We start from the raw sequence: 12618 nt of genomic DNA on the forward strand, positions 1-12618 counted from the left end.
AACTGTAAGGCTAAGGTATGGGTTCGAAAGAATGATTGGCTACAAGAAGCCGTAGCTGATTTATTCGTTAACCGCAAAGAGAGACTATGTTGGCTAGATGTTCGCTTTACAATCCCGCTAGGAATCGAATGATAAACTACATTGCTGGAGAATTTCATTGACTGGCATATACCGGAAAAACTTATCGCCCTTTGACTGATCCCTTTCGAATGAGGGTAATGATGCTACATGTTTCGGAGTTCCGGAACGACTGTTTCTACCCATTCCTCTTCCATGTATTCTACAACTTCATTATAATTGTCCTCTTTTGGGGAGACCATTGTAAAATTTTGGTGCCAGGTCCCTTCCAAATCCATATGCTGATAAATATAAAACACATCCCTATTTGAAAGCTTGACGAAGTAACTTGTCAATTCATCTTCTTTAATTTCTGTAACGTGCAATGAATCTTTTTCAGGCTCTTTATAAATTGGTGTATTCCAATTTCTCCATCCATCAAATTCAGGAGCATCGGTGTATATAAAATTCGTCGAATCGAATAGAAGGTATAATCCGTCCAAATCAAACACCACCTTAAGTCCATAATTTCCTTCTTCAAAATTGTAATAGATATTTTTCAGATTTTTTGTCATATTATTTATTTTATAATTCTACACCTTTTGTTATAACTTTATCATATACAGTCTCTTATGAAAAATTCCGTTTCAAAATATTATTGATTACTACAGTTTTATTAAATGACTTTACTGCCCGTCACTTGAAAAATCAACAAAAAGTACACCTTCAACCTAAATATGGTAGTGCACAATCTAGGCTTTTTGTTACAAGATTAAGTGGCTAGTATACCTGCTGTCCTCATTTTTGATTTTAAGTCACGAAGTTCTGTTAATATTGCTTGAACTTCTGATTGATTATAAGTTGCACTTGGATTAGTAGCCGTATCTGTTGATGCTGCGGATTGCAATAAATCTCCTCTAACTGTAGTAGATGCTCTAGGATTTAGTGCAATATAATTATTAATAGCAGTTGTACCTATAGATTTATACCAAATTCTATTTGTAGAATCAAAATAAAATTCTCCTGAAGATAAAGGTGCAAGATCAGGTTCTCCGGACTTATTTATAAAAGAATTATTCAAATCTGTAGATGATCTACTATTAATCCTAGTTACACCTTGAAATGATATTACCTTCCATCTGCCGTTAACAGACTTTAATCTAATTCTATCTCTAATAGAACCCATTTGTATCAATGCTCCATCAGTAAAACCAATCATATCGATAGCATCTCCTGATCTTGGGCCTACAAAAACTGATGCTGTATTGTTCGCTCCGTAAACAAATTCTACCTCATACCCTCCTGACACTACTGCGCTAGGCAGTGTAACATTAGTGCCATTAGAATCTAAAATAATTGTTTCACCATTATATCTTCCAAAATTAGGTATAATATATGATCCTGTTATTCTGTTTTCAGGAGGAACATCATATTTTACGCAAGTACTTAATGATTTGTTTATATATACCTTAGCCCCCGAAGCGTCTTTTACTCTCTCAATATTTATGTTTTTAAGATTTATATTTTTAGAACTGAAATCATACATAACTATATTTACAGCTGTATAAATACTGTTCACCTCTCTAGTTTCTAATACATTTACCCCATCTATATTTATTGTACCAATATCATCCTGAACTTGTGATGGGAGAATTATTATTGCAGAACCTAAAGTTCTGTCATTAGACAGAGTTGCATTACAATCAATAATTGTTGTGTTTTTTATATTTACAACAGGCGCAGATAAACCCCATCTGTCAAATTTAATGGCATTATATGCGCTTTCTTGGATTAAAGAATCATTTATATTAATAGTCCCATTTATTTTAGCCGTAGTGTAATTAGGATTCCAGCTGTTAGAATTTCCAGCAAAACTAAATCTCAAACCAGCGAATCCGTAGTCTTGATAACTAATTGGTGTATTTATAGTTACGTTGTAAATACCTTTAGATGAGTAGGAATCGTCTGTCATCTGCGAGGGTGTCAGTAAAATTCCGCCATTTTTGTTGAAACGTGTTCTTGGACTGTTTAAAACTACATTTATAACACTCCTACCGTCAGCATTAGGCTCTATATCTATACCAAAAGATGGGTTAATAGACTTAGTAAATCCTGTTTTTTCAAAAACACCACCATTGACAACGCCATTGTCCCAAGCTATGATAGACATTCCTTGTCTTCTATTATCGGACATAAAAACATTGTTAATTTCTCCTAAAACACAAGGTGTCTTAGTAACATTATCAGAAGTTACTACAATGCCATCACCCCAACATTTATAAGCTTGACAATTTATAAGTTTGAAATTATAAGCAGAAGCTATATAATATCCAAAACCATATTCACCAGTATCTCCCACATGAGAATCAATATCACCTATAACATAACCATCTATAACTGTTACATTAGAGGTATTTCTCAAATTTATTATAACATATTTATCAGTATTTTGGCCATCTATATATAAGTATGAGCCATTTATAAATCGTAAAATATTATTGTCATTTAATTGAATCCCCCCTCCAAATGAACTTCCAGTTACGACTTTTACTGGATTTATTTTAAAGTTACTACTAATAACAACTTCATTATTTTTTGAAAGCGACTTATTTATAGCATCAGTGCTATCAGAATCTGTTTTAGCTCCATAATAAAGAACATCAACGCCACCCACAAATTTATGCTCCAACTTAAGACCCCCAACTTGAAAAACGCTCCCTCCATCTTCTTCTTCGCTTGTATCCGATAGATAATATATAATTGGGGCTGGAGTATCTCCTCTATCATAATATCCCAATAGCATGAGTCCTTCATAAATTCCTAATTGTAGGTCTGATATTTCTGTAGAAGACAATACACGAAGATCTTCTACTGTGTTTTTGATAAGAAATTGATTTGTCATATTTTTTCTGATTTAAATGTATCTGACAAAGGTATTCGACTCGATATACCTAACTGCAGAAAAGATGATATAAATAAGCGGTAATCGGGAGATACCGAATAAGCCCCCCTCGTTAACCGCCAAGGGAGGCAATGCTAGCCAAATACTCTCCTTGTCAACTAATTTAACCAGCTTTGGGGCATTCGTCTATTGTAAAAATCTTGAGATTATTTGAGTTATCAGTTGTCCATTTTCGCTAAAATCTTGTTTAAATCTCGACAAAGGGTTTTCAAAAAAAGCCTGCTCCAACTTTCCGCCCCTTCCTCTTTTGGAACGAGTGAATTAGCAGAAATAACTATCTGACTTCTACACTTTTGTGTAGAACTAATTGATACTACAGTCTTATCGACTTAAATATATTTATCTTAACGGCTAAATTATATTACCAAGTGAAAAGATATTTAGTATTTATTGCGTTGCTGGGGCTAGGCTTTGGCGCGTGTAAGAAAGAGGAATCTCTAAAGTCAGATCAAGAAACCGTTGATACCTCTAAATACGTGATCATAAATGGAATGACTTATGAAATTGCCGTCTTAAAAGCTAAAATGGCTAAATTTTTCAATCTAGAAGTAGATAAAATTGGGTTTTCTGCTGAAAATCAAAGCTTATACCTTGTAGGATACACTGGGGAGTACAAATTGGTTGATTTGATCTCAACATTAAACACGATTACATTATGAGATATTTATTAAAATCCATTCTGTCTATTGTCTTTCTTATAACATTGTGTAATAGTTTTGTATTTGCACAAGGAGGATATATCTCAGTTTACCAAGCTAATTTGAATGTCACCTTACAAGATGGTAAAATCCCTTATAAAAACGACAATAAAACAACAGACGTAACTGGTTTCTTGACCTTTACGAAAAGTATCCCGGATTCATTGGAATGTAATGTTTCAGCTATTTTTATACATAGAAGTTCTACAGGAACTGAAACGACTATTTCAGATTCTATTCGAGTAAATAATTCAGAGTTTCGTACTTCGATAAGTGTACCAAAAAATTTCACTTTTAAACTTCAACCCAATAAAAAGGCGGGACAAGTTATCCTTAGATTCAAATATTACAAAAAGAATTATCCAAATACGAGTAATGGATGGTCAGCTATGGAATCTGGTAAAACATGGCAAACGGTTGAAATAGATACTGTCCCCCCTACTTTGTTCGATGGACCATCGCAAATATGTGATGAAGGTAATTATACGATTACAAACCCATACACTATAACCCTTGAAAATGCAGCTGGTATTGCTACATTAACCCCTCTTGGAAATAACCAATGGAAAGTAACCAGAATTGGTACTGCTAGTGGTCTGATTAAGTTAAGATCTACCTTTAATGGTAAAACTTACGATAAAAATATTGTGATTGGAACCCCTGCCCCAACAATATCAGGTACATCTCAAATAAATACAGTCGGAGAGTACGGATATATTGTTTCTAGAAACCTTCCCGGGTCAACTATTGAATATAACTTAATGCTGGGAGGAGATGTTGAATTAATTCCCGTATCTGATACGCAATTCACTATTAAAGTTGTCAACCCAAACACCTCAGGTTCGACTATGGCGGTGAAAGTTAGAGCTAGAGAAACAAACTCCTGTGGTACATCTAGTTACACTATAAAAAATATCACTCTAAATGGAAATATGTAGATATTTCCAAAATTCAAAAGCCTAGCTAACAAGGTAGGCTTTTGCTTTCTTTCCACAACAACCAGCTCCTGATAAGGTAAAGCCAAGTTTAAAGGCTTGATTGACACAATGAATATGTAAAGCGAGGTATAAAAAATATTGCATGGACTGGCCTTGATGATATGACTGAATTTGTAACCGCTGTCCCCAATATAGCGGATCGAACAAGAATTAAAAATAGAATTAAAGCCGACAGTACTGAACAATCTCTCAGAGGCATATATCCGGTAGGGAATAAATTATCACTTCGATGTAAATAAGATGAAAAATATAATAAGTATAATCTTAGTATCACTACTATTTACCGCCTGCACCACAAAAAACAAAATTTATAAGTATGGAGCAAGCTACACATTCTGGTATACAAGTACTTTTAAAGAGGTAGAAGAATATTATAAAAAAGATTCTGTTACTATTTCAGGACGTGTAATTCAACCAACGGAGATGACTCAAGTAGTATCTGTAAATTTCAGAAGCGCAGGTCAATCTATATATGAGAAAGATAAGACAGCTTATTGCGATAGAAAAGGCAAATTTTCTATAAAATTAAAGAGAAATAGTTATGATATTTTTGTCAGTAGCCCTTCCATATCGACAGGTTTCTTTATTGATAAATTAGGTCATATAGGAGACAGTGTAGTACTCGAGATATATCCTCAAAAGCAGGTATGGAGTAGATTATTCACCTATGAATTGAAGTAGTCAAGACTTAATCTGACAGTTGCGATAAATTAACAACTGTAAAATAGATTAGAGTTATGACAACACAAGAAAAAATCATCAAGAACAAACTGGGTGTTTTAGAACTTGCCCAGCATCTAGGAAATGTATCAAGAGCCTGTAAAGTAATGGGCTATTCCAGAGACAGCTTTTATAGATTCAAAGAATTGTATGATCAAGGAGGCGAGCTTGCACTGCAAGAACTTTCTAGAAGAAAGCCTATATTAAAGAACCGAGTAGAAGAGCATATTGAAAAAGCTGTTGTCGATCTAGCTATAGACCAGCCTGCTTTAGGTCAGTTACGTGTTTCTAATGAGTTGAAAAAGCAAGGTATATTAATATCTCCTGGAGGAGTTAGGAGTATATGGATGAGGCATGATCTGCAGACCTTCAAGCTCAGATTAAAAGCCTTAGAGGCAAAGTCTGCACAGGAAGGTATTGTTTTAACGGAAGCTCAGCTTGTAGCTCTGGAAAGAGCTAAAGAAGAGAAAAAGGCACACGGTGAGATAGAAACTCATCATCCCGGATATCTAGGTGCTCAGGATACATACTATGTCGGGAATATTAAGGGAGTTGGACATATATATCAGCAAACTTTCATTGATACCTATTCCAAAGTCGCTTTTACAAAGCTGTATGATCGTAAGAATGCATTAGTTGCTGCAGATATGCTAAATGATCAGGTCGTACCATTTTTCGAGCAACATGACTTAAGGTTGTTAAGGATATTGACAGATCGAGGAACGGAATACTGCGGGGTAAGAGACCAGCATGAATATCAGCTCTATTTAGCCATCGAAGATATAGATCACACAAAAACCAAAGCAAAAAGTCCTCAAACAAATGGTATTTGCGAACGTTTCCATCGTACTATTCAGGACGAGTTTTATGCAGTTGCATTCAGAAAGAAAGTATACCGAAGCATTCAGGAACTCCAAAACGACCTTGATCGTTGGATGACGTACTATAATCAGGATCGTACCCATACAGGAAAGTATTGCTTTGGAAAGACACCTATGCAGACCTTCAATGATACAATTAATTTGGCAAAAGAAAAGATGCTGGAGACACTAAAAGAAGATCAACTTGTTACTTATCCGGTGCAAGAAAATAAGTAACAAGTTGAATCTATAGATTTTGCGGAAACATTACTATATTCGAATAGGCAATCTGACAATTTTAAAAAACAACCAACTGTCAGATCAAGTAGTGGCTATTACACTTAAGTTCAGAGATCACTTCTGTTAAAAGGTAATCAATTTCAGGAATAAAAGAAACTTGTTGTCTAGTTATTTCGGGTTCAAACTCTTTAAGAGTAGCATGAGTAACCAAATCCGCTAATTTACGCTGTAGCTCGTTAAGCCGAGATAGAAGTTCTCTTTTAGTCCGATGTTTAGGCCCATTTAATTCTGCAAGTACTTGATCGAAGTTATCCTTTCCATTGAACACAGGAGGAACATGATTTAATATCGTTCTCAGAAGTAATGATACAGAATAGTAATTGTGTCGGACAAAATTATCGTTAACTTCCTTGCATAATCCTACCAATTTTGATAAATCATAAGAGGTTTGTTCATTTAATTTTTCTAAAATTTCTATATGCTTTAAATTAATATATATCTCATTGCTTTGGATTATTTTTTCTTTTTCACATCCAAATTCTCGATCACCTACAATTTCATCTGAAACGTTTTTTCCCAAACCCTCAAGTTCTTCAGGAGTAAAATAAGCGCCGCCAAAGTAGGCTTGATTCCCATGCATATTGACTATCTCGTCAAGTTCCCTTTGATTTCGTCCAGACTCATTTTCACATATTTTAAAAACATCTACACTATTACCAAAGTGATAAGTCTGACCAGATAAAGTAAATTTAGAATCTCCTTTTAAATATGCCAATAAAACCTTTTCCAGTTTCTCATTAGGCAGATCGAACAAATTAAATTGTCCATTGCCACATTGGATGTATAAATTATAGGTCATGAATTATAATTTGTATTATTGAACGTTAATCACTTTTCGTAAAATCAGGCTCAATTAAAAATACATCTTTTTCCTATTAATAGTAAAAACTATTCATTATTTCTTAATTACCATGGTTACGGTTTTCCATAAAGATTATAAAAGTTCATTCCTTAAGCTTGCACAAAAAAATGCCTCTCTCATTTTATTGTGCACATTAGCTGCACAGATAAGAGTGAACTTTGGTAAAAATAAATAGTTGTTCATATTATCAATAATTTACGATGTATAAAAATTATAACCAACTCATAAGTAATATTCAAAGAAGGTCTAACCCAGAGAATATTATCTTAGAAAAATCCCTGTCAGATGAGCTCTCAGCACTCCAATATAGCGACATCATGAGGTATGTTACGTTAGCAATGAACGGTGTTGACGCTGCATATACTAAAAGGAGTAAAGATGCTGGAGAAAGAGTAAAAAGCCATCTGCAAGAGAGCTTATCCGACGTTACTTACAAATATCAAGGATCGGTAATGACAAACACTCATATAAAGGGAAGTAGCGACATTGACCTTCTTGTTATCACGCAAAAATTTTACACCTTTGACAAGTCGGGTATCGAGGAAGTATTATCTGATTATAACCAGATAAAATATTTGCAGGCAACACAAGTCAGTAGCCTCAAAGCGGAATTACAAGGGGGAGGATACGGACTTGATACCGCGTTGCAGGATTTAAGAGTTAATAGATTGAAGTCAGAATCTAAATTATCAGACGTGTACGATAGTTGTGATATAACCAAACCTAAATCTATAAAAATTACAAATCAACACCTGAAACGTGATGTCGATATTGTTATAGCTAACTGGTATGATGACGCTAAATCAGTGATTAACAGCAAACAAGAAGACTATAGAGGTATACAAGTATATAACAAACACACCAACTCAAAAGGTGATGTAGACTACCCCTTCTTGAGTATTAAACGTATCAACGAAAAAAGCTCTGTTACACAAGGCCGATTAAAGAAGATGATTCGCCTATTAAAAAATATTAAAGAAGATAGCGATAAAGACATTCAATTAACCAGTTTCGACTTTAATGCTATCTGTTACGATATCGACGCATCTACCTATCAGAACCTAAATAAATATATGCTCGTTTCTATCGTGCTAAGTCAACTTTTCAAACTTGCCACCAACCAACAAGCTGCAAATGATTTAACATCTGTAGATGGTCGGGAATATATTTTTAGAAACCAACCGAATAAGCTACAGTATCTCAAGAATCTGATGGCTGAAGTAAGTTTTATTCTATCTGATTTAAAAGCACAATTATAGCATGAGAAAAAAAAGAATTTTCATTGGCTCTTCTAGTGAAGAGCTTGATTTGGCAAGAGCAGCAAAAGATATTTTAGAAATAGATGGTGAATTTGAAGTTACTGTTTGGAATGAAGATATATGGGATAAAGCCATTTTTAAATTGAATAGCAATTATTTAAACGATTTGATAAAAGCTACTCTGCAATTCGATTTTGGAATTTTGATCGGGACACAAGATGATAAAGTAGAGGTCAGAGAAAAGGAATACCTACAACCTAGAGACAATATATTGTTCGAATTAGGCTTATTCATAGGCCGTCTTGGGCTAAATAATTGTGCATTCTTAATAGACAAAGATATTAAAGTCTTGTCCGACATTAAAGGGATTTCGTTAGCCCGTTTTGAAAGAGATAAAATTCAGACTTTTCTCAACGCCATCAATCAGATTAAAAGTTTATTCAAAAATCAAGTAGACTCAGGAATTAACTTTTTTCCATCATCTACTTTAGCAGCAGTATATTACGAAAACTTCGTAAAACCTACTTGTTTACATATTATACAAAACAACGGAATAGTGAATGATGACGATAAGCTGTATGAGGATTGTATTATAAAGATCATTATTCCTGAACGCCTTACAGCAGATGTAAACAGCCAGTTTCAAACATTGAAAAAAAGGTTCCAGACCAAAAAACTTACTTTCAACTATATGGGCCGCCCACGTCATATCGACGTCGAGGTATTTGTAGAAGACGGAAAACTGTTTGTTGTGGATTTTCCAACCGTGTTATCGGGAATCAATTTTGCAATATCAAATTTATTACCGTACGATTTTAATTCAATGTCATCCGATTATGAGAATATATTGAATAGGGAGTTTGACCGATTTGTGTACACATTGAACAAGCTAGCCCTGAGAGATGGTTACAATGATCTAATCACTGTAATAAATGAAAAAAACTTAAAATAGCCACTTTTAAAAGGCATTTTATTTATAAATATTCTCAAGCATTGCTTTTTACATTGCTTGAGAATATTTGAATTTTAAGCTTTTCCTTTTTTCTTTACATCTTTTTTCAAGGCCATAATCTCCGCTAACAATTCCATCGCATCACCATCTGTTGTAAGCTGAGGGACTAGCTCACCTTTGAAGGCTTTATGCAGGATAGCTTGCGGCAAATTGTTTATTTTTGCTTTTAACGTTTGATAGCGAGTTTCAATAGCATCGGCTTTAAAAAAGAGACTTTCTACTCGATGGACGATTTCTTGTTGTTCTTGAAGCGGCGGAACTGGAAATGGGATTTCTCCCAGAATAGCCATGTTAATATTTTTTTGAGCCGTAGCCGGTGCAAAATGCTCTAACTCTTTTTGTATTGTTTTAATGAAATACATGGCAAATTCAGAAGAATAGAGGTTTCTATATGGCACATAGCCCACCACACTATCAGGAAAACAGCTATCAAAATTTAATATAGCTGTTTCTGCTATATTTGCCGCGATTGTAACACATAATGTTCCCTTGGGGAATAATCTACTTTGTTTTAATCCAAATTCGCTATAGGTATTTTTGTATTCATTGATATACATCGTAGCATTGGAAACATCGCCAGTCTGAATAAATGGATACGCTCCATTAAATAGTTTTTTATCATTCCTTGGCCTGTGCTTTGATCTCCCTCTTGTAAATTCTCCTAAATTTTGTAAAAAAGAAAAACTCCATTTATCTGGAATCTCATAAGAGCCTTCAATAAATTTATAAGTAAGTTTTCGTTTTAAAGTTCGATCATTTTCATTTCTATCACTAATGACTTTTCGGATGAAAATATCAGCGTCTTCCAATTTTTTTCCTTCCCTCCATTGCTCAGTAAGCGTTCCTGTAACCGCCTGTGTCAACACTTGCTGGCGAAAAGTTTTTAGCAATTGTGGAATGCGATCCAGTGCTTTTTTTATCTTTTCGTGTTGAGCAAAGAGTTTGTCAAGTTTTGCAACTATACGCTCTTGTTCAGAAAGTGGAGGGAGCGGTATCTCATGATTTTCAAATACTGGTTTAGTAATATGAACCATTCCTGTCCCGTGTGTCTTTCGATAAAAATCATCAATGGAAATTGATAAACAGTAGTATAGAAATCTTTTCGTTATTAACTTTTCATTTGGTAAAACTTTAAAAATATGCTGATTGAGCCAAGCGGGTCCCTTATCCCAGAAATATACACCTAAAGACGCCGACCATGCCATTAATAAAGTATTATTATCAATTAGATATCTTTGTTCATGTATTTTATCGGTATAATTAAATGGGGCATCTTCATTGTTTAAGTTCTGTATTCTAACAATTGGTAAACCTTCGAGTTTCCATTCATTAGGCTTAAAAGCTCTCCCGTTTAAATATTGTCCAAGATATCCCAATTTCGAAGAGGCCCATCCCTTAGGTAATACGTTTTCCATCAATTCAACTCCTTTATCAAATCATTCAACTCCTTGGTAATAGCATCTAGTTCCAATAACGCTTCACGTGCGATATCTATTGGATCGCCAAGGTCATCACCACTACTTAATGTACTGTCGGCTATTAAACCAATATCCAACGAATCCCCTTTAGTTGCAAGGGTGTCACGACTGAATACCTGCCAGCGATTATCCTCTTTGGCTATTTCAGTACGTTTAGCCTCAACGATATCTCCTTGCCAGCTATCTTTCACATCATCAATGGAAATGCCACCTGTGTAAGCCTTCACGAAATCGGCAAATGCTGTCCGCGTGAATGGGGTGCGCTTACCAAAGCTGGGCGCATTGGTCCGCATATCGTAGACCCATACGTTTTTGGTGTTGCCGGTTTCTGTCTTGCCACGCGTAAAAAATAATACATTCGTCTTGACACCTGCCGCGTAAAAGATACCTGTAGGTAAACGCAGGATGGTATGCAGGTTACACTTGTCCATCAGGTCACGACGGATTTTCAAACCGTCGCCGTCTTCAAACAGCACATTATCTGGTAGCACAACTGCCGCACGTGCTTTGCCGTCTTTTTTCAGCGAGCGGTAGATATGTTGTAAAAAATTCAGCTGCTTGTTGAAGCTTAAAAAGGTCAAGTCCGTCCGCGTTGGTCGCTCCCCTCCTTTTTTGGTACCAAAAGGTGGATTGGCCAACACGCCATCGTAATTGTTGAAAGCCTCTCCCTCTTGGCTCAGTGTGTCCGCTAAGGCTATGGGGGACTCTATACCATGTAGCTTGGCATTCATTAAGGCTAAGCGATGGGCATCTTGTACGAGTTCACAGCCCGTAAAAGCTTCATACTTCTGAAAGCGAAGTTCCTTCTCACCCAATGTAAAATAGTTGTCTGTTTTTCCTTTGAGATAGTGGTCTGCTGCGATCATAAAACCAAATGTGCCCGCAGCAGGGTCATTCCAACGTTCGCCAATTTTAGGCACCAACAGATCAACCATCACATTGATCAACGGGCGTGGTGTGAAATATTGTCCAGCTCCAGATTTTTTCTCGTTGGCATTTTTCTCTAGCAACTCTTCATAGATCGTCGCAATCTGGTCTTTCTCAACATCTTCAAACCAGTCTATACCATCTATAGCTGTCACTAGGGTACGTAAGTTAACAGGCTTACGCAGCATACTGCTTGCATTGGTATAGATCTCCTTAATCGTTGCGTTCTGCGTCTTTGCAGAGATGGTAGCCAGCAGTTCCCGGTAGGTGTCGTATAATTCTTTATTATCTTTGATTGACTTAAACTTATCCCAGCGATACTCTTCTGGTATCTCCTTGTCAAATTTCCGCACTTCGGAAAGTTTGAGGAAAAGAATATAAGTCAATTCATTTAAATATTGGTGATAGGTAACTCCGTCATCACGTAGGACGTTACAGAGGTTCCAAAGTTTCTGTGCGATTTCTTCAGCGCTCATGATTTGTTA

Annotated in this window: 11 protein-coding genes; 6 read left to right on the plus strand and 5 right to left on the minus strand. The window is 35.6% G+C overall.

Going from position 1 to position 12618, the window contains the following annotated elements; all coding sequences use genetic code 11:
* Positions 1–224: 224 nt before the first annotated feature.
* Together AB1Z56_RS09090 and AB1Z56_RS09095 are read right to left on the minus strand one after the other, a co-directional pair.
* Positions 225–632, minus strand: coding sequence for a hypothetical protein (locus AB1Z56_RS09090; protein WP_426791809.1), 408 nt, complete (start codon positions 630–632; stop codon positions 225–227).
* Positions 633–829: 197 nt separating this feature from the next.
* Positions 830–2959 carry a hypothetical protein gene (locus tag AB1Z56_RS09095; RefSeq protein ID WP_426791810.1) on the minus strand — a complete coding sequence of 710 codons (2130 nt, stop codon included), beginning with the start codon at positions 2957–2959 and terminating at the stop codon, positions 830–832.
* Between the two features lie 428 nt (positions 2960–3387).
* On the opposite strand from AB1Z56_RS09095, the gene AB1Z56_RS09100 reads away from it, so the two are divergent.
* The 4 genes from AB1Z56_RS09100 (at position 3388) to AB1Z56_RS09115 (ending at position 6532) form a co-directional block, all read left to right on the plus strand.
* Positions 3388–3678: a hypothetical protein gene (locus AB1Z56_RS09100; protein ID WP_426791811.1), complete on the plus strand. Its 291-nt coding sequence runs from the start codon at positions 3388–3390 to the stop codon at positions 3676–3678.
* Positions 3675–4655, plus strand: coding sequence for a hypothetical protein (locus AB1Z56_RS09105; protein ID WP_426791812.1), 981 nt, complete (start codon positions 3675–3677; stop codon positions 4653–4655). The genes AB1Z56_RS09100 and AB1Z56_RS09105 overlap by 4 nt, the downstream gene beginning before the upstream one ends.
* A 300-nt stretch (positions 4656–4955) precedes the next feature.
* A complete protein-coding gene (locus AB1Z56_RS09110; protein ID WP_426791813.1) occupies positions 4956–5396 on the plus strand; it encodes a hypothetical protein in 441 nt (146 codons plus the stop codon).
* Positions 5397–5452: 56 nt separating this feature from the next.
* Positions 5453–6532, plus strand: coding sequence for an IS481 family transposase (locus tag AB1Z56_RS09115; RefSeq protein ID WP_426791814.1), 1080 nt, complete (start codon positions 5453–5455; stop codon positions 6530–6532).
* A 79-nt stretch (positions 6533–6611) separates the two neighbouring features.
* On the opposite strand, the gene AB1Z56_RS09120 is transcribed toward AB1Z56_RS09115, so the two are convergent.
* Positions 6612–7394 carry a hypothetical protein gene (locus AB1Z56_RS09120; protein WP_426791815.1) on the minus strand — a complete coding sequence of 261 codons (783 nt, stop codon included), beginning with the start codon at positions 7392–7394 and terminating at the stop codon, positions 6612–6614.
* Positions 7395–7657: 263 nt separating this feature from the next.
* Between AB1Z56_RS09120 and AB1Z56_RS09125 the strand changes: the two genes are divergently transcribed.
* Complete coding sequence (locus AB1Z56_RS09125; protein ID WP_426791816.1) at positions 7658–8716, plus strand: hypothetical protein; 1059 nt, start codon at positions 7658–7660, stop codon at positions 8714–8716.
* 1 nt (position 8717) lies between these two features.
* Positions 8718–9668: an STING domain-containing protein gene (locus AB1Z56_RS09130; protein ID WP_426791817.1), complete on the plus strand. Its 951-nt coding sequence runs from the start codon at positions 8718–8720 to the stop codon at positions 9666–9668.
* A gap of 74 nt (positions 9669–9742) precedes the next feature.
* Here the strand turns inward: AB1Z56_RS09130 and AB1Z56_RS09135 are convergent, their stop codons facing one another.
* Both AB1Z56_RS09135 and AB1Z56_RS09140 read right to left on the minus strand, forming a co-directional pair.
* Positions 9743–11143, minus strand: coding sequence for a restriction endonuclease subunit S (locus AB1Z56_RS09135; protein ID WP_426791818.1), 1401 nt, complete (start codon positions 11141–11143; stop codon positions 9743–9745).
* Complete coding sequence (locus tag AB1Z56_RS09140) at positions 11143–12609, minus strand: type I restriction-modification system subunit M (protein ID WP_426791819.1); 1467 nt, start codon at positions 12607–12609, stop codon at positions 11143–11145. Before AB1Z56_RS09140 ends, AB1Z56_RS09135 begins: the two co-directional genes overlap by 1 nt.
* Positions 12610–12618: the final 9 nt, after the last annotated feature.

Origin of the sequence: Sphingobacterium sp. WOUb80, from assembly GCF_050058145.1 — a bacterium.
Taxonomy (GTDB): domain Bacteria; phylum Bacteroidota; class Bacteroidia; order Sphingobacteriales; family Sphingobacteriaceae; genus Sphingobacterium.